Below are 17,098 nucleotides of genomic sequence, written 5' to 3'. Positions count from 1 at the left end.
GTTAAAGGTTACTAGACACGCCGACACAAACGAACCGACGACAACCTCGCAGTCTTGCGATTAGGTGGTTTTCCGAATCCAGGTAGTCGGTGTATTTAAATAAACCGCAAGATCACCACTGTTGCTCTCGCCGACGGGTACTGCCGGCTCAGTCGTCGCTGCTGACGGTCACTCGTGCCGGCTGGAGCACCTTACCGGCCATCTCATAGCCCTGCTGATAGACGTCGGCGATGGTGCCCGCAGGCTCGTCGCTGTCGACACGCTGCATGACCTCGTGGCGTTCGGGATCGACCTCTTCGCCGGCCTCGGGGGTGATGAACGCGACATTTTCGTCTGTGAGTGCCCGGTCGAAGGCTTCCAGCGTCGACTCCACACCAGAGCGGATGTCAGCATCGGCATCCTGGTCGAGTGCGCGAACGAGATTGTCTCGGACATCAGTTAGCCGTTCGACCAGATCCTCGGTCGCCCGCGCCTTCATCTCTTCCTGTTGCTTTTTCGTCCGTTTCTTGTAGTTCTTGAAGTCGGCTCGCGCCCGCGAGAGTTTCTCGGTTAGCTCGTCGATCTCGTTGTTCTTCTCGGCGACATCGTCCTCCAGCGATTCGATCCGCGATTGGAGTTCGGTCGCCGGCGCGGTCAGTTCCTCGTCGCTGTCGGTGATTTGGGTTACGAGTTCGTCCACGGTAGCATCCTCGACGGCAGCGTGCTCGTCGTCGGGCGATTCAGCTGAGTTGTCGGTTGCTGGATCCTCGGCTGGAGATTCCTCGGTTGCCTCGGCAGCGTCGCCGGGCTCGGTTTCGTCGGCCGCAGCGTCCGTCTCGGAGTCCGATTCCTCGACCGCGGCTGCGTCATCACTCATACCTCCACCCAGACGCTTTGACGGCTTAAGGGTTCAGAACCCTACTGATACATTCGGATCGGCTCGGCGCGGCTGCTCTCCTCGCTGGCCTGCTGCATCCGTTTGAGCAGCTGTTTGCGGGCCTGCTCGATCTCTGCGGCCTTGTCGGTGAGATCGCTCGTCTCGATGTCGACCCCGGCAATCGGCTCAATCCCGCCTTCGATCACAGTTTTGGCGGCGTCGGGATCGGGGAACTGTGGGTCGGATTCGACGATACATCCCACCGCTGTCGTGTCATTTTCGAGGGCATGCGACAGCAGCGCGCCGGTCGGCCCCGAGACCATCCCCATCTCGGCGGGCGTGTCGATGTCGGTCGTCGCCAACTGTTCGGTTCCGCCGCCGGTGCCAACGCCGTACAGTGCCGGCCCCTCGCCGTCCTCGTCGCGCTGTCTCGGCAGGCCGGAGATATAGACTGGCAGGATGTCTTCCTCGGTGAACCAGCCGGTCACGCAGTCGGCAAAGGCGTTTGCGGCAGCCGGGTTGATCGGCACATCACTCTGGAGGGCGAGGAGCTGCCGGTCGCTGTCGACGTAGAGCCGTACCGGCGTCACCAACTCGCTGCTGTCGGGTTGGTAGGTTGCCACCGGTGGGATCCCCTCGCAGTGAACGTTGGCGTAGTGCGTCATCTCCAACTGCTCGATCAGGTGGTCGACGATGATCTTGCCGACCAACCCGACGCCGGGGAAGCCTTCGATGAGCGTCGGGCTGTCAAGGGCGACATCGTCCAGTTGGTGCTCGATACGAGCCATATAGGGTCGACAACAGCGATCCACCTAATCGTTGGTGTCGCTCCGACGCCGGTCGACCTCTGGTGACACGGAGCGAAACCGACAAACCGGGTGCCGCGAAAGGCCGGGTATGAACCCCTTAGAGCGGTACGCCCCGCTCGTCGAGGACACTGACGCTTTTTTCGAGGCGTGCGAGCGACCACTGCCCTCGGTCGTCCGCGTCAACACGATCAAGGCCAACCCCGAACGCGCTCGGCGTGCGCTCGATGACGAAGGCATCGAGTACGAGCCTGTCGAGTGGCACGACGGCCTGCTGCGGCTGCCCGACGCGTCGCCGGGGACGAATTGGCCGTATTTTCACGGCTGGCTCCACGGCCAGGAGGAGGTCTCGGCGGTGCCCGCGCTCGCGCTCGATCCGCAACCCGGCGAAAGAATCTGGGATAGCTGCGCCGCCCCGGGCAGCAAGACGACCCAGCTGTCGGCGATGATGGACGACCGTGGGGTCGTCGTCGGCAACGACAACAACCTTGGGCGGCTCTCCTCGTTGCGACACAACGCCGAACGGCTGGGCGTCACGAATCTCGTCGTCACCAAACAGGACGGCCGAAACTACTCACTGAAGCCGTTCGGCTTTGATGAGTTCGACCGCGCCATCGTCGACGCGCCGTGTTCCTGTGAGGGGACGATCCGCAAGAACCCCGACACCCTCGACCAGTGGACGCTGGAGCACGTTCACAGCGTCGCAGCAGTACAAAAGGGCATCCTCTCGCGGGCCGTGCAAGCGACCAAGCCGGGCGGGACGGTCGTCTACTCGACCTGTACGTTCGCGCCCGAAGAGAACGAAGCTGTCGTCGATCACGTGCTTGAAACCGAAGACTGCAAGATCGTTGACTTCGACTGCCCGCTCGATTCGGTTTCCGGTGTCACCGAGTGGGAGGGCGACAGCTACGATCCGAGTGTCGAGCAAACCCATCGGATCTACCCGCATCTCAACGACACCGGTGGCTTCTACTGTGCGAAACTGGAGGTGACAGCATGAGCGACGACGAGAACGAAAACGTCGGCCAGCAGTTCGGCCGTCTGCCGGCGACCGCGGCCGACCGCGAGGTCGAAGGCCGGGCGTCCCGCGAGGAAGTCCTCGACTTTTTTGCCGACCGCTTTGGCATCGACCCGGCCGTCTTCGCGGACTTCACGTTCTGGGAGAAAGGCAAAGGCAAGATCTGGATCTTCGCCGACGACGCGCCGACGCCGATCCGCGTCGAGGGCCTCGGGATGACCGTGTTGCGAACCCGGCAGGAACACTGGAAGCCGACCCAGAGTGCGATCCAGCGGTTCGGCGGCCACGCGACAAAAAACGTGATCGAACTCGACGGCGAGGCCGCCGCAGCGTTCGTCCGCGGCGAGGATCAGGAACTCGACTGGGATGGCGACTGGGGGTATCTGATCGCGGCTCACGAAGTCGGGGTCGGGCCGGAGGGCCGACCAGTGCGAGACGGCACCGCCGTCGAGCGAGGCGAGCGCGAACCCATCGGTGTTGGTCTGTACGTGTACGGCGAGTTGCGGTCAACTGTGCCAAAAGGAAATCAAGAATCGTTGTCGCCGCTGTCGGCCGATTAGGTGTCGTTGTTGAGCGCGCGACTCGTAATTCGGTCGCCGTAGCGGTGATACAGCAACGTGAGCGCGATGCCGGCCGGCGACCAGCGGTAGGCGAGGGCGGCGACGCCGAGCAGCAGCGCGCCGAGCCGCCGATTTCCGCCGAGCACTGCGCGGAGGCCGGTGACGACGACGGAGAGCACACTGAACAGTCGTGTCCACCGTGAGGCGAACAGGTTGGAGAGCACCATAGCCTTGCTTCGGGACGACGATAGAAAAGCAATCGTGTCAGTCGTCGCTTTCGTGTTCTCGGTCTTCAAGCGTTCCACCTGAGAGGCCGTCCCAGACGACACGGTAGCCGACCGCCGACAACACCGCGCTGGCGTCGGTGATGCCGTAGTCGGCGATGATCGACTCGGCCTCGTCGAACGACTGGCCGGCCTCGATCTCATCGTCGATCTCGGCCAGCACGGCGGGCCGGACGAGCCACTGACCGACGCGGGTGTGCGCCGGGAATGATCGCTCGTCGACCACGTCGGTCGCAACGCCGTATTCGGCGGCTAGGTCGTCGAGTTCGATCACGTCGGTGTCAGGGTGGAGTTCGTCTGGAAGATTGTCGCCGGCCGCCGCGGTGAGATCGGCCTCGTACTCACGGAGTACGTCAACAACGTCTTTGACCCGAACCGTGCCGGAGTAGGGGATCGCGCGGTGATCCTCGGCGGCGATCTCTTCGCCGACGCCCAGCGACTCGTCGACGGCGACGACGAGCTCCACATCCTCGACGGTGGCAAGCTGGCCGAGCTTTTTTTCGACGTACTCCGGCGTCCAAAACCCCATCACCTCGAAATACACCCGAAAATCGGCGAATCGGTAGTCGAAGGCGAAATCCGGGATCATCACGTTCGACCCGGTTTCCAGCAGATCGGGCTCGCGCTGAAGTTCCCAGTTGAGATCGAGGGCTTCAAACCGGGCGGCGAAGTCGCGCTCGACGCCGCTGTCGTAGCTTGGCTCGGCAACGGGATCGACACCCGGCACCGACACGTCGTCAGCGCGGAGTGTCATCTCGCTGTCGGTGCCGTGGTCGTCGACAGTCGCCGTCAACTCCCACTCGTTCGTGGCCGCGACCGACCGCAGCAGGCGAGCGAAAGCGGTGCCGTATCGCCTGGTGCGCCGAAAGAGCCGGTCGGGGCCGGTGACGACGACCGTTCGCTGATCGGCCAGCGGGCTGTCGCTGTCATCCGCGTCGTCGCCGTCGATCGCGTCGCTGTTGGGCTGTTCGATCTCGTACATCAGCCCGAGTCGCTTGACCGCCGTGATCAACGCTCGCGGGTCGTCGCTTTTGAGTCGCACCTCGGTCGCGTCGAACAGCGCGGTCTGGGCGAGCGACAGGTTGTACTGCTCGATGAGTGTGTCAGGATCCCACCGGGAGTCGAAGGCGGCGAGTCGTTGATTGCAGTCGCGGTCGGCGTACAGCGAGGATTCGATGGCATCGGTCTCGACCGCGAGGTCGTCGGCCGCCTGCGCGATCGCCTGCTCGCGTTCGTCGTCGCTGGCGACGCCGACGGCCTCGGCGGCCTCGAAGGCGACCCGGCGGGCGCGCTCCGGCGGCAGTGATGCGTCGGTCTCGAACTCAGCCTCCCGGTCGAGCAGCGCGGCGAACCCGCGAACGAGTTTGAACTCCTCCTTCTCGCGTTCGATGGCTTCGACCGCTTCGTCGAGCGTCCCCCGTGTTTCGCCGACGTGGCCTTGATAGGTGCCGATGAGTTTCGCCGCCAGGGGGCGGGCCTCCCGGCCAATGAACTCGGGGCGGTAGCAGCCGCCGCGGCGGGAGACACGGAGGAGATCCTTCGTCAGCACGCCCTCGCGTTCGTCGCGCGGTGGTAAAAACGCCCCGAGGCACAGACCGGTCGTGCCGAGGATGGCGCAACCGGAATCAGCCGAGTTTAAGGGCAGCGACCGACAGCATCGGGTATGGAAAACCGAACCTACACCGCGGATGCTGAACCCGGCGAGACGGCCACAGTTGCCGGCTGGGTGCACGAGCTCCGCGACCTCGGCGGCATCGCCTTTCTGATCCTGCGCGACACCACAGGCAAGATTCAGATCAAATTTGAGAAGGACGAGATGGATGACGACCTCGTCGAGACCGGGTTGAACGTCGCCCGCGAGAGCGTGATCTCCGTGACCGGCGAGGTCGACGAGGAACCGCGCGCACCCACGGGCGTCGAGATTACGCCCGACTCGGTCGAGGTCATCGCCGAAGCCGACACCGAACTCCCGCTCGATCCCTCCGGGAAGGTCGACGCCGAACTCTCGACGCGGCTCAACAACCGCACGCTTGACCTCCGCAAGGAGGAGGTACAGGCGATCTTCACGATCCGCGCGGAGATCCAACACGCCGCCCGCGAGACGTTCCGCGAGCTGGACTGTACCGAGATCAACACGCCGAAGATCGTCGCCACCGGCACCGAAGGCGGCACCGAACTCTTCCCGATCACCTACTTCGGCGAGGAAGCGTTCATGAACCAGAGCCCACAGCTGTTCAAACAGCTGATCGCCGGCTCGAACGTCGAACGCGTCTTCGAGATCGGCCCGATCTTCCGCGCCGAGGAACACAACACGCCGCGACACCTCAACGAGGCGACCTCCATCGACTTCGAGGGGGCCTTCTGCGATCAAAACGAGGCGATGGACGTGGCCGAGGCCGTCGTCACCGCCGCCTACGAGGCCGTCGCCGAAAACTGTCAGGACGAACTCGACGCGCTCGGGCTTGCCGAGGAGTTCGAAGTCCCCTCAGGCGAGTTCCCACGACTCAGCTACGAGGAGGCCATCGAGCGCATCAACGCGACCGGCGAACTCGACGAGCAACTGCTGTGGGGCGACGACCTGCCGACCGAAGGCGAGGTCGCCCTCGGCGAAGACGTGGGTGAGCACTATTTCATCACCGACTGGCCCAGCGAGATCAAACCGTTCTACATCATGGATCAGGACGACGACGACCAGCTTTCGACGGGCTTCGACCTGATGCACCCGCGGATGGAACTCGTCTCCGGCGGCCAGCGTGAACACCGCTACGACCACCTGATCGAAGGGTTCGAACAGCAGGGTCTCGACCCCGAGGCGTTCGACTACTACACGAAGATGTTCAAATACGGGATGCCGCCGCACGCCGGCTTCGGGCTTGGCGGCGAGCGACTCGTGATGACGCTGCTCGGTCTCGACAATATTCGTGAAGGTGTGCTGTTCCCGCGGGATCGACAGCGGCTGTCGCCGTAGGGAGCCGTCGGTCACCGGAGGGCACTGCGACCACCAACACATGGTATCGGAAAACGATTCCTCGGCGACGGCGTTCGTGCCGGGCCACATCACCGGCTTCTTCAGCGCGCATACGGCCGCCACCTGCGCGCAGGCGGGCAGCCGCGGGGCTGGGATCACGCTCTCAGACGGCGTCGAGGTGACTGTTGCCCCCGGCAGCGGCTGTCGACTCAACGGCGACGACGTGTCGATCACCGCCGTCGACGACGTTTGCACTCGCCTCGGCGTCGATGCCGCGGTCGACGCCACCACGTCGCTGCCGGTCGGCGCGGGGTTCGGCGTCTCCGGTGCGGTCGCCCTCGGCACCGCGCTCGCCGCCAACGCCATTTTCGACTGCGGGAAGACCGAAAACGAGCTGATCACACTGGCTCACTGTGCGGAGGTCGAAGCCGGCACCGGCCTCGGCGATGTGGTCGCCCAAGCCCGCGGCGGGCTGCCGATCCGGATCGATCCCGGCTCACCGAGTCACGGCCGCCTTGATGGGCTGCCCGCTCGACCCCGCATCGAATACGTCACCTTCGGCGAGGTGTCGACCGAGGAGGTTCTCGCCGGCGACACCGACGGCCTCACCCTCGCGGGCGAATCGGCACTCAGCCGGCTGCTGGAACGACCGACCGTCGAGCAGTTCATCGCCGTCTCCCGGACGTTCGCCGAGGAGGCCGATCTGTTGACCGACGAGGTCGCTGACGCTATCGCCGCCGTCGACGACGCTGGCGGCGATGCCGCGATGGCGATGCTCGGTAACACCGTTTTTGCGACCGACAAGGGGCTCTCAGCGGCGGGCTACGACCCACAGCGGTGTCGCACCGACGCCTGCGGGGCTCGGCTCGTCGACGAGGAGTGACGACGCCAAAACCGCGGTGTCTACGCGCCAGAAGACCTATTCGTTCGCCCGTGGAAACGGAGGCATGTCTTTTCGCCCGGCTGCAACAATAGGACGTGTTCGGTGACTCATGTCGTCACCACGGCTCCACCTCAACCGTCGCAGTCTACTCACGTCGCTCGGTATCGCCGGAACGGCGTCGCTCGCTGGCTGTTCGGCGAGCGAGCCCGCGCCGGATCGCAGCACCACCACACTGAGCGAGGAGCGCACCCGCGCGCTCGCCGAGGCGTACGCCCCGACGCTGTACTTCGACGAGGCCGAGAAATGGTTCCCGACTGATCCCCGAACCTACGAGTCCGAGCAGGACGGCGAGCCGGTCGTCGACGGTTTCGACGCGCTCAACGACTATACTGCGGCGTCGAAGGACGCCGAGTCGCCGCCCGAACTCACGATGTTCTACCACGGCATCTCGTATGAGGACTCGCCGCTTTCGGTCGTCCAGTTTTGGTATTATTCGGCGTTCGACCAGTTCACGACCAATTTCCACTGGCACGACTGGGAAGTCCTCCACGTATTCGTGGACACCGAAACCGAGGAGCCTCAACTCTATGTTGCCAGCTCTCACTCTCGTAAGGTTCCCAACAATGAGTTCCTTGATCCCGATCCCGACACCCAACCACGGATTCTCTCCGAGTTGGGCTCACACTCCAGCGCGCTGTCTGTCAACGAGATCGCCGATCGGTTCCAACGGCTCTCGGTCGACGGCGCGCTCGCCGACATCACCAACAGTGCTATCGAGACCATTCAGGACGTGGTCAACCTCCCGATTGCCTACGGCCTCCCCCGCGACGAGGGCTCCCGACTCCCCTACCTCGTCCCGGAGTACGAGGGCGCGCCGCTCTACGAACATGACCGCCTGCCGGCCGTTGAGCGCGAGGATCTGATCGGCGAAGGGCTGACCGTGAGCTCGTTCCGCGAACTCGCCTCGCCGCCGAGCGAGTTGCCTGCCAGAGCTACGGGGTTGGTCTTCCAGTACGCCGGCCGGGACGAAGCCGGCGAGATCGAAGCCGAGGAAAGCGTTGACGCCGAGTACGACCTCGTCCCGACGAGCGAGATCGAACACATCACGGCGTTCACCGGCCCGCAGTTGAGCTTCGAGTTTTCGGTGCCACAGTTCGCCGAGGACGCTATCGCCGGTCACATCACGAGCACTGGCGTGCCGTGGGAACAACCGCGATACGACGACCCGGCCGCGGACATCTCGGATCGGAACCACCGCGCCACGCTGGCCGAGCGGTACGACGCCATCGGCGCGCGGGCCTCGGCATCGACCGTCGTTGCCAGCCTCTCACAGGCCGTCAGCAACGACGACGCTCCCGAAAACGAGGGGCTAACGACCGCCGACCTCGGGGTCGAAGGCGTCGCGCTGTTGGAGAGCGACCCCGAGGCCGTCCCGACGTTCAATGGCGTCGCCGTCGTCGACGACGTGCCCGCGGGCGAGCACCGGCTGACCGTCAACGGGGCCGGCGTCGAACCCCACAGCGAGACGGTCGGTGTCGCGGACAGCGGGGTAACGCCGGCCGGCGTCGAGGGATCGATCCCGCTTGTCGCCCGCGAGAACGCGACGAAACTCGAAGTCGACCCCAGCGAATCCGACAGCGACCTCACCGATCTCGCCGTCGAGGACGACTTCGCCGGCCGGCTCTACGACGCGCCGCTGTCGGGGCCCGACGCCGTCTACGTTCACCGCGGCGGCGCGTACACGACCGAAGTCAGAGACAGCGATGACGAAATCGGCGCGATCCGCGTCAACCAAGCCGCCACCGAGGCCGACGAGCGGGTTCGACTCGACAACCCCCAAACCGGCAAGGCCTCGCTGGCGACGTATCTCGCCGACGTGGCCGAGGAGACGAGTGCCGCCGTCGCAGCGGTCGAGGAGGGCGATGACAGCGATGACAGCGACAGCGACGATTCTGACGACGACACCGAGACCACCGATAGCGACGAAACGAACGAGACGGCCGACTCGGACGGTAGCTCCGACAGAGCCGGCCGCAACGAGACGCTTGAGGGGTCGGAAAACGCGGTTCGTGGCCTGCGACGAGCACTTGAGGCCATCACCGAATCCGCCCGTCGGGCCGCCGAACGTGCTGCGGCCGGCGACCGCGGGCAGGCCGATCAGAGCCTCGCCAACGTCCAAGATCGGCTTGAGCGCGCCGCCACGCGGTTGGCGGAGGCCAGCGACTCGCTGCCCGACGACATCGAGCGGGCGAGCGAACGCCGAGTCGAGCAGTCACGGCGGCGCTCCGACCAAGCACTGGCGGCCGACAAGCTCTGACCAGCGAGCGGCGTGGCTGCGTCGTGGCTGATGTCGACGCCGAAGAGCGAACGTTTTGCCGCCGGAGTCCAACAGCCGACAATGAGCGAGATCGATCTGCCGGAAGATCACCCCCGGTATCAGTCGTTGCTGACGCGCCACCGCATCGAGGAGGGCGTCGAGAACGGAATCACGAGCAAACAGGGGCTGATCGCCGAGGGTCGCGGTGAGGCCTTCGACTATCTGCTGGGCGAGGAAACCATTCCGAGCGCTGATGAGGCCGCACGCGCCGCAGCCGCCCAGTTGTTGCTGGCCGACCATCCGGTACTCTCGGTCAACGGTAACGTCGCCGCGCTAGTCGCTGCGGAGATCGTCGACCTCGCCGCCGCCGTCGACGCCGACATCGAGGTCAATCTGTTCAATCGCACGGAAGAACGGATGAAAGCCATCGCCGACCACCTCCGCGAACACGGGGCCGACGAAGTGAAAGGCCTCACGGCCGACGGCCGTATCCCGAATCTAAGCCACGAACGCGCGAAAGTCGATGCCGACGGGATCGGCGCGGCCGACGTTGTCGTCGTCCCCTTGGAAGATGGCGACCGCGCGGAAGCCCTTGCCGACCTCGGGAAAACCGAGATCGTCATCGATCTGAATCCGTTGTCGCGGTCGGCCCAGACGGCGGCGATCCCGGTCGTCGACAACATCATCCGCGCCGTCCCGAACATGACCGAACATGCTGTCGATCTGCGTGAGCTGACACCGGCGGAGCTAACGGAGGTCGTTGCGGCGTTCGATGCCGATGCGGCCCTCGCCGACGCCGAGGCAGCGATCAGGCGCGGGGAGCGATAACGTCGACAGCACCTGGCGAGATCACAACGAGATCCGGGGCGAGAAAGAGCAGTCCGACGATACCGGCGATGGCGAGCGTAATGAGCAACAGCAGCACCACCATGATCGGCCCCAGCCCGAAATCGCGTCCGGACGGCCTGGCGAGTGGGTCGTTGTCGTCGTCCCCCATACAAGGGTGTCCGCTGCTCAGATATTTAAATTCGGGTGAAATTGGCCTCAACCCGTCGATATCGCTCACGGAACCAGCCTGAGGCGACAGAAGAGCCAACAAACCCTGCGATCTGAGATGACCCATAAATATATGTATCTGAGCGACGAACTTTCGGCTGGAGTAGTTGCGAATGGCACAAGGTACGGTTGCGTTCTTCAACGACACAGGCGGTTACGGATTCATCGAAACAGAAGAGTCGGACGACGACGTGTTCTTCCACATGGAAGACGTTGGCGGCCCTGATCTCGAAGAGGGAGAAGAGGTCGAGTTCGATATCGAACAGGCAGACAAAGGCCCCCGAGCGACGAACCTACAGCGGTTGTAGACGGTCAACGATCGGGTTTTCGTATTTTTTCGCCACCTAGCGGTGCCACCGTATCGCCAGCGACAGCAAACAGTCGATAGCCTGCCTAGTCGGTATCGGTCTCTGGCCCACCGAGTGACTGCACCGTGACGCTGATCGATCCCGCCGGCGTCTCGATGGTTGCCTCGTCGGCGATCGATCGGCGGACTGTCTCGCGCCACGCGGTGAGTCGCTCGCTGTGGGCCGCCTCGTGTCGCTCGGTGTTGATATCCTCGGGGTTGTCCAACTCCGCGGCCGTCTCCGCCGCGGTCGGATACGACGGCACCGGCTCGACGAGAGCCTGCGGATCGATATGGATCGGCTCCGAACTGTCGTACGTCCCCTCTCCACCAGCGACATGCAAGCGTGCCCGCATCCGCCCGCTAAACGGCGGCGTGATCCGCAGGACGGTGTCCCGACCGGTGCCAAGTGTCGCCTCCAGCGCGGCGACCACATCCCCGACGGTGACGACAAGATACTCGATGACGGTCGGATCGGGTGCCGCCGAGTCATCGGGCTGCCGATCAGTCATACAACCCCCTTGATCGTGACTGCGTAAATGAGATCCGCGATTGTTGGCGGTCAACTGGCTCATTAGGATACATCATTGCACAGTCCGGTTACGCTGTGGTCTCGGTCACGCCGCCGGCGGCTTCCCAGTCGGTCATGCTCCCCTCGTAGATGACGACATCGGTGAACCCCAGCGAGCGGAGGACGACGAAGGTGTGGCTGAGGCGGCGGGAGGTGTTACAGTAGAGGATGATCCGCTGGTCGCGGTCGGTGCTGATCCCCCGATCGGTCAGCAGCGTTTCGATCTCGGCGGCCGGTCTGACGCCGCGGCTCTCGTCGTCGACAAACTCCCGCCAGTCGATCCGGATCGCCCCCGGCAGGTGGCTCTCGTCGTATTCGGCCTCGTTGCGGGTGTCAAGCAGGGTCGCCGTCTCGTCGGCGATCGCCGTCTCGACGGCCGCCCGGTCGACGATCGGTGCTGTTGGGGCAAGCCCGTCGATCTCGTAGCTGACAGCCTCGTTGGTCGGCGACTCGGTCGTCGTCTCGTAAGCTCGCTGCCACGCGCTAAAATCGCCATCGAGGAGGGCGACGTGCTCGTGGCCGTAGGCGAGCGCCGTCACGAGCAACCGAGCAGCAAAAACGCCGTGGGTGTCGTCGTAGGCGACGATGGTGTCATCCGGGTCGATGCCAGCCTCGCCGAGCAGTTGTCCAAACGCGTCGGCACCGGGCAGCGTCCCCGGATCGGGGCTGTCGTCGTCACGGTAGCTGTCGAAGGGGATGGTGACCGCGCCGGGGATGTGGCCGATCGTGTCGTACTCCCACAGTTCGCGTACATCAACGAGATGTACAGCGGGGTCGTCCCGGTGGGCAGCGAGCCACTCAGGGTCGACCAATAGTGAATCGGGCATACACGCCGTTTGTCCCCCCGGCCATTCAACCGTTCGCCGCGGCCGATGGCCGCCGGTGTTCGCGGATAGCGGAGACAATTGCCTGTTTTTGGGGAACCACGGTGGGTCGGCAGCCGGCCGGCACGGACTGCGGCGGCCTCGGCGACGGCGGTGGCCGGTCGTCGGCGTCGATCCCTGCAAAACTCTCCGGGATCGTTTAGGACCGGTCGAAACCACCGTTGGGTGTAGGTCTATACGGGTAGGGGGTGAACGAAGGCGTGTATGTCATCAGACTACTCCAAAGACGTCCTGGTCTCGGCCGATTGGGCCGAAGACCATCTCGATGAGTTCCAGAGCGACGACCCCGACTATCGCCTCGTGGAAGTCGACGTTGACACCGAGGCCTACGAGGAGAGCCACGCCCCCGGTGCCATCGGCTTCAACTGGGAGGAGGATCTGCAGGATCAGACCACCCGCGACATCCTCACGAAGGAGGACTTCGAGGCCCTGCTCGGTGAGGCCGGCATCACCGAGGATTCCACCGTGGTGCTCTACGGTGACAACGCCAACTGGTTTGCGGCCTACACCTACTGGCAGTTCAAATACTACGGCCACGACGACGTGAAGCTGCTCGACGGTGGCCGCGAGTACTGGATCGACAACGACTACCCAACGACCGACGAGGAGCCGTCGTTCTCCGCGGTCGACTACACCGCCTCCGGTCCACGGGAGTCCATCCGCGCCTACCGCGACGATGTCGAGAACGCCATCGACCGCGACCTGCCGCTCGTCGACGTGCGCTCCCCCGAGGAGTTCACCGGGGAGATCCTCGCGCCGACTGGCCTCCAGGAGACCGCCCAGCGCGGCGGCCACATCCCCGGTGCCCAGAACATCTCGTGGGCAGCCGTCACCAACGATGACGGCACGTTCAAAGACGCCGATGAGATCGAGGAACTCTACGCTGAGAAAGGCATCGACGGCGACTCGACGACCGTCGCCTACTGCCGGATCGGCGAGCGCTCGTCGGTTGCCTGGTTCGCGCTGCACGAACTGCTCGGCTACGACGACACCATCAACTACGATGGGTCGTGGACCGAGTGGGGGAACCTCGTTGGCGCGCCGATCGAGACGGGCGAAGCAGACGACTAACGCGAGACGCGACCGTCGGAGCGTCTCGGTAGGCGAGCGGGGAGAAACGACCCGCGAGCCAGCGACGCCATTTCCCCGAGTTGGCAGCGACATCCGAGCACCGAATCTCGAACGCCGTTATTTTTTGCGTGATACAAGGACGACGACAGCTGTAGCGACGCCATCGAACTGGCAGGACTCAAGACCCCTCGCAGTCTACACCCGAATATGACAGCCAGCGAATTCGTCGATGCCGTCAGCGAGGCCAACCAGACCGCGCTCTCACGGCTCGGCTCCTCGAAAGCACTGTACGCCGAAACCGACGGCAACCTCGATCCGGAACCCGTGCTTCGGGCGGCCGCAATCGCCGAGGACGCCGCCAGCGAGACCTTCGCTGCGTGGGCCGACAACGAGGCCAACGCTGAGGCAGCCGACCTCTTTGCGACCGTTGCCGACGAAGAGGCCGACCACTTCGAGACGGTCGCCGCCGAACTCGACGACCCGCCGCGGGCCGCCGACAACGACGTGCCCGCGATTCAGTCGGTGCTGCGTGAGTTCGATAACACGGTCGAACGCGTTGGCGGCCTTGTCGGTCGCTGTCTCGTTGCCAAGAAATCAAAAGAGCAGTACACCGGCTACTTCACCGGCGAGGCCGACCCCCAGACAGCGAGTCTGTTCCGGGGGCTCGGCAGCGACGTTTCCGAACAGATCGACGCGGCGGCCGACCTCGTTGCGGCGGTCTGTGCCGACGATGCCGACCGCGAGCGCGCCCAGGAGGCCGCAACCAAGGCGATTCAGGCCGCCTACGACGAGTACACCGAGTCGCTAGAAGCGATGGGTGTCAACCCCAAACCGGTCTGCTAACGCGTCGTTGCGGGCGTTCTACAATGAGAGCTACGCGCCGCGATCGGGTGTTTCTGGTGGGCTCACAAATCTGAAGTAGCCGAACAGCGCGACAGCCAGCGCGAGATAGTAGATGAGCTGTGGCCACGCGTCGGGAGCCTGTTCCCACAGCAGCGAGATGCCGACAAACAGGATCGCCGAGACCGCAAGGTCTTCCAGCAGCTTCGTCTCCAAGGCGTAGAGGCGGTCGATGATCGCCCGAAGTCGGCTCACGCCCGAGTCCACGGCCACCGGTGATAAAACGTTACTCCCCGCGGACGATGGCAGGGATGTCGCTGCCGGAGTCCGTAGCGTCGTCGTGCCGGTACAGCAGTGTCAACACGCCAGCAAGCGTCGCCTCAAGCAGTTTTGAGACGACGCCGAGTTCGTCTGTCCGCATGTGATCGATGAGCACCTGCCAGGCGGGATCGCTGTGGCTGATCGGCTCGGGGCCCCACGGCCAGAAGCCGCCGTGTTCGAGCCCGGTGTGCCACAGCCCATAGCCAACGATGTAGGTTCCCATCAGCGCGATGCCGGCCAGATAGATCGCCCGCTCGTTGCGCCCGTCGAGCACGCGAGCGATACCCAGGACGATGAGGACAGCCGAACCAACAAACAAAAGCGGGCGAGGGTCGGGCACACGGCCGGTCTGGATATACAACACCAGCCGTGGGAACCCCCAAGAGACATGGATCGCCGCGACCGCAAGCGCGAGGATGCCGGCAGCATACCGAAGTCCGGAACGTTCCATACCGACGGTATGGCCGAGCGACCCCTGAGCGTTTCGATCACCGCCGCCGAGTGCGAAAGGCTATGGGCGCGGTCGCCCCGTATGTGGGTATGAGACGATTTGCCGACCGTGTGGAACGGGTTTCGATCAGTGGGATTCGGGATGTCTTCGAGGCCGCCGGCGACGACGCCATCAATCTCGGGTTGGGCCAGCCGGATTTCCCGACGCCGGAACACGCCCGTCAGGCCGCCGTCGACGCCATCGAGGCCGGCGAGGCCGACGGCTACACCGAAAACAAGGGCCGACGGGAACTCCGGGAGGCGATCACCGCAAAATACCGGCGGGATCAGGGTCTCGACATCGACCCCGATGACGTGATCGCCACCTCCGGCGGCAGCGAAGCCCTTCACCTCTCACTCGCCGCCCACGTCGACGCCGGCGAGGAGGTCATCATTCCCGACCCCGGCTTCGTCTCCTACGACGCGCTGACGAAACTGGTCGGCGGCGAGTCGGTGCCGGTCGGGTTACGCGAGGATCTGACGCTCGATCCCGCGGCCGTCGAGGACGCCATCACCGACGGCACCGCGGCGTTCGTCATCAACTCACCCGCAAACCCGACCGGCGCAGTCGCCGACGAGGCCGACATCCGCGCGTTCGCCCGGATCGCCGACGAACATGACGTGGTCTGTGTGTCGGATGAGGTCTACGAGTACACGGTCTTCGACGGCGAGCACCACTCGCCGCTGGAGTACGCCGAAAGCGACAACGTCGTCGTCGTCAACTCCGCCTCGAAGCTGTTTTCGATGACCGGGTGGCGACTCGGCTGGGTGACCGCCAGTAGCGACCGGATCGAACGCATGTTGCGCGTCCACCAGTACACCCAGGCCTGCGCGAGCGCGCCCGCGCAGTTCGCCGCCGAGGCCGCCCTGGACGGCCCCCAAGACGTTGTCAGCGAGATGACCGACTCGTTCCGGCGTCGCCGTGATATCCTGCTTGATGGGTTGGCCGATCACGACATCGAGTGTCCGACCCCGCAGGGGGCATTCTACGCTATGCCGCGGGTTCCAGACGGCTTCGTCGAGGAATGTATTGATCGCGGTGTAATCGTCGTCCCTGGCGATGCCTTCGGCGAGCAGGGGGCGGGGCTGGCGCGGATCTCATATGCGACCGACGAGGACGCTTTGAGGGAGGCGATCGAGATCATGGGTGAGGCGGCGGCCGCGGTTCGATCCGGTAGATAGCTTCGCAGACAACCCGGCGGTTGCGTGCTACATTCAGTGTTTGAGCAAACTGTTAAGACTGTCAGTCCGATACATGTGTGTAGAGCATGTCGGCAGACAAACGAATCCCGGTGACCGAGGAAACACGGAAGGAGCTTCACGAGCTGAAAGAGCCCGGTGAGACCTACGATGAGCTACTACAGGATCTTGCACAGCACCGTCGCCGCCAAGAGTTAGAACAGCGGTTTCAAGCCCTCGAAGACCAAGATCGAGCGGAGCTAACCGAACTCTCGGATGGCTGAGTACGACATCTTGCTCGGTGAGGATGCGGATGCGTTTCTCGCTGTCGCCGACGAGAAAACCGAACGAATCTGCAAGGAGAAACTTGGGTATCTCGGGGACAACCCCTATCCTGGCCGCGGGCGTGGTGACAAAGAGCAGCTGCCGATCGACGGTCGGCGCGATCGATTCCGGCTACACATCTCGCGTACCTACACCGCGATCTACACCGTACTTGAGGCGGACAAAGAAGTGCGCGTTCTGGAGATCATTCCCATCGACGAAGCACACAAACGATACGGCTTTTGATCACACCAGCGGGTCGTCGTGCCAAGATCTGGTCACGTTGCTCTCGCCCGGGCGTCAAGATACAAACCCGTGGGGCGCG

The 17,098-nt window shown here is 64.2% G+C and carries 21 protein-coding genes; 12 read left to right on the top strand and 9 right to left on the bottom strand.

Annotation, left to right across the window (positions count from 1 at the left end; translation table 11 throughout):
• Positions 1–148: 148 nt before the first annotated feature.
• Positions 149–856, bottom strand: a complete 708-nt coding sequence (locus HKK80_RS07605) for a nucleotide exchange factor GrpE (RefSeq protein ID WP_411799009.1) — start codon at positions 854–856, stop codon at positions 149–151.
• 41 nt (positions 857–897) lie between these two features.
• Positions 898–1,644 (bottom strand): proteasome assembly chaperone family protein, encoded by a 747-nt coding sequence (locus HKK80_RS07600; RefSeq protein ID WP_411799008.1) that lies wholly within the window; start codon positions 1,642–1,644, stop codon positions 898–900.
• A 109-nt stretch (positions 1,645–1,753) separates the two neighbouring features.
• Here HKK80_RS07600 and HKK80_RS07595 point away from each other — a divergent pair, with 109 nt between their 5' ends.
• Entirely contained in the window at positions 1,754–2,662 is a 909-nt protein-coding gene (locus HKK80_RS07595) for an RsmB/NOP family class I SAM-dependent RNA methyltransferase (protein WP_411799007.1), read from the top strand.
• Positions 2,659–3,240 (top strand): hypothetical protein, encoded by a 582-nt coding sequence (locus tag HKK80_RS07590; RefSeq protein ID WP_411799006.1) that lies wholly within the window; start codon positions 2,659–2,661, stop codon positions 3,238–3,240. The genes HKK80_RS07595 and HKK80_RS07590 overlap by 4 nt, the downstream gene beginning before the upstream one ends.
• On the opposite strand, the gene HKK80_RS07585 is transcribed toward HKK80_RS07590, so the two are convergent.
• Both HKK80_RS07585 and HKK80_RS07580 read right to left on the bottom strand, forming a co-directional pair.
• Positions 3,237–3,467, bottom strand: a complete 231-nt coding sequence (locus tag HKK80_RS07585) for a hypothetical protein (RefSeq protein WP_411799005.1) — start codon at positions 3,465–3,467, stop codon at positions 3,237–3,239. The genes HKK80_RS07590 and HKK80_RS07585 overlap by 4 nt on opposite strands.
• A gap of 37 nt (positions 3,468–3,504) precedes the next feature.
• Positions 3,505–5,073: a DUF790 family protein gene (locus tag HKK80_RS07580; RefSeq protein ID WP_411799004.1), complete on the bottom strand. Its 1,569-nt coding sequence runs from the start codon at positions 5,071–5,073 to the stop codon at positions 3,505–3,507.
• Positions 5,074–5,187: 114 nt separating this feature from the next.
• On the opposite strand from HKK80_RS07580, the gene aspS reads away from it, so the two are divergent.
• The 4 genes from aspS (at position 5,188) to HKK80_RS07560 (ending at position 10,520) form a co-directional block, all read left to right on the top strand.
• Entirely contained in the window at positions 5,188–6,492 is a 1,305-nt protein-coding gene (gene aspS, locus HKK80_RS07575) for an aspartate--tRNA(Asn) ligase (RefSeq protein ID WP_411799003.1), read from the top strand.
• Between the two features lie 40 nt (positions 6,493–6,532).
• Complete coding sequence (locus HKK80_RS07570; protein WP_411799002.1) at positions 6,533–7,375, top strand: pantoate kinase; 843 nt, start codon at positions 6,533–6,535, stop codon at positions 7,373–7,375.
• A 109-nt stretch (positions 7,376–7,484) separates the two neighbouring features.
• Complete coding sequence (locus tag HKK80_RS07565; protein ID WP_411799001.1) at positions 7,485–9,692, top strand: hypothetical protein; 2,208 nt, start codon at positions 7,485–7,487, stop codon at positions 9,690–9,692.
• Positions 9,693–9,773: 81 nt separating this feature from the next.
• Positions 9,774–10,520, top strand: coding sequence for a 4-phosphopantoate--beta-alanine ligase (locus HKK80_RS07560; protein ID WP_411799000.1), 747 nt, complete (start codon positions 9,774–9,776; stop codon positions 10,518–10,520).
• Here HKK80_RS07560 and HKK80_RS07555 read toward each other — a convergent pair.
• Positions 10,501–10,689, bottom strand: a complete 189-nt coding sequence (locus HKK80_RS07555) for a hypothetical protein (protein WP_411798999.1) — start codon at positions 10,687–10,689, stop codon at positions 10,501–10,503. The genes HKK80_RS07560 and HKK80_RS07555 overlap by 20 nt on opposite strands.
• A gap of 172 nt (positions 10,690–10,861) precedes the next feature.
• Between HKK80_RS07555 and HKK80_RS07550 the strand changes: the two genes are divergently transcribed.
• Positions 10,862–11,056, top strand: a complete 195-nt coding sequence (locus HKK80_RS07550; RefSeq protein WP_021039690.1) for a cold-shock protein — start codon at positions 10,862–10,864, stop codon at positions 11,054–11,056.
• Positions 11,057–11,141: 85 nt separating this feature from the next.
• On the opposite strand, the gene HKK80_RS07545 is transcribed toward HKK80_RS07550, so the two are convergent.
• Positions 11,142–11,606: a hypothetical protein gene (locus HKK80_RS07545; protein WP_411798998.1), complete on the bottom strand. Its 465-nt coding sequence runs from the start codon at positions 11,604–11,606 to the stop codon at positions 11,142–11,144.
• Positions 11,607–11,694: 88 nt separating this feature from the next.
• Positions 11,695–12,492, bottom strand: coding sequence for a sulfurtransferase (locus tag HKK80_RS07540; protein WP_411798997.1), 798 nt, complete (start codon positions 12,490–12,492; stop codon positions 11,695–11,697).
• Positions 12,493–12,753: 261 nt separating this feature from the next.
• Between HKK80_RS07540 and HKK80_RS07535 the strand changes: the two genes are divergently transcribed.
• Together HKK80_RS07535 and HKK80_RS07530 are read left to right on the top strand one after the other, a co-directional pair.
• The gene (locus tag HKK80_RS07535) at positions 12,754–13,620 is read left to right on the top strand and encodes a sulfurtransferase (protein WP_411798996.1); all 867 of its coding nucleotides are present in this window, start codon (positions 12,754–12,756) and stop codon (positions 13,618–13,620) included.
• A gap of 207 nt (positions 13,621–13,827) precedes the next feature.
• Positions 13,828–14,463, top strand: a complete 636-nt coding sequence (locus tag HKK80_RS07530) for a rubrerythrin family protein (protein ID WP_411798995.1) — start codon at positions 13,828–13,830, stop codon at positions 14,461–14,463.
• A 30-nt stretch (positions 14,464–14,493) separates the two neighbouring features.
• On the opposite strand, the gene HKK80_RS07525 is transcribed toward HKK80_RS07530, so the two are convergent.
• Both HKK80_RS07525 and HKK80_RS07520 read right to left on the bottom strand, forming a co-directional pair.
• Complete coding sequence (locus HKK80_RS07525) at positions 14,494–14,715, bottom strand: hypothetical protein (RefSeq protein ID WP_411798994.1); 222 nt, start codon at positions 14,713–14,715, stop codon at positions 14,494–14,496.
• A 31-nt stretch (positions 14,716–14,746) separates the two neighbouring features.
• Positions 14,747–15,232: a hypothetical protein gene (locus tag HKK80_RS07520; RefSeq protein WP_411798993.1), complete on the bottom strand. Its 486-nt coding sequence runs from the start codon at positions 15,230–15,232 to the stop codon at positions 14,747–14,749.
• Between the two features lie 89 nt (positions 15,233–15,321).
• Here HKK80_RS07520 and HKK80_RS07515 point away from each other — a divergent pair, with 89 nt between their 5' ends.
• The 3 genes from HKK80_RS07515 to HKK80_RS07505 all read left to right on the top strand — a co-directional run bounded on the left by HKK80_RS07515 (position 15,322) and on the right by HKK80_RS07505 (position 17,019).
• A complete protein-coding gene (locus HKK80_RS07515; RefSeq protein ID WP_411798992.1) occupies positions 15,322–16,452 on the top strand; it encodes a pyridoxal phosphate-dependent aminotransferase in 1,131 nt (376 codons plus the stop codon).
• Between the two features lie 86 nt (positions 16,453–16,538).
• The gene (locus tag HKK80_RS07510; protein ID WP_142444431.1) at positions 16,539–16,733 is read left to right on the top strand and encodes a hypothetical protein; all 195 of its coding nucleotides are present in this window, start codon (positions 16,539–16,541) and stop codon (positions 16,731–16,733) included.
• Entirely contained in the window at positions 16,726–17,019 is a 294-nt protein-coding gene (locus tag HKK80_RS07505; RefSeq protein ID WP_411798991.1) for a type II toxin-antitoxin system RelE family toxin, read from the top strand. The genes HKK80_RS07510 and HKK80_RS07505 overlap by 8 nt, the downstream gene beginning before the upstream one ends.
• Positions 17,020–17,098: the final 79 nt, after the last annotated feature.

Source organism: Halonotius sp. F2-221B (genome assembly GCF_046719765.1).
Classification (GTDB): Archaea; Halobacteriota; Halobacteria; order Halobacteriales; family Haloferacaceae; genus Halonotius.
Note: the sequence above shows the minus strand (reverse complement) of the source record. Positions and strands in the feature narration are given on the sequence as shown.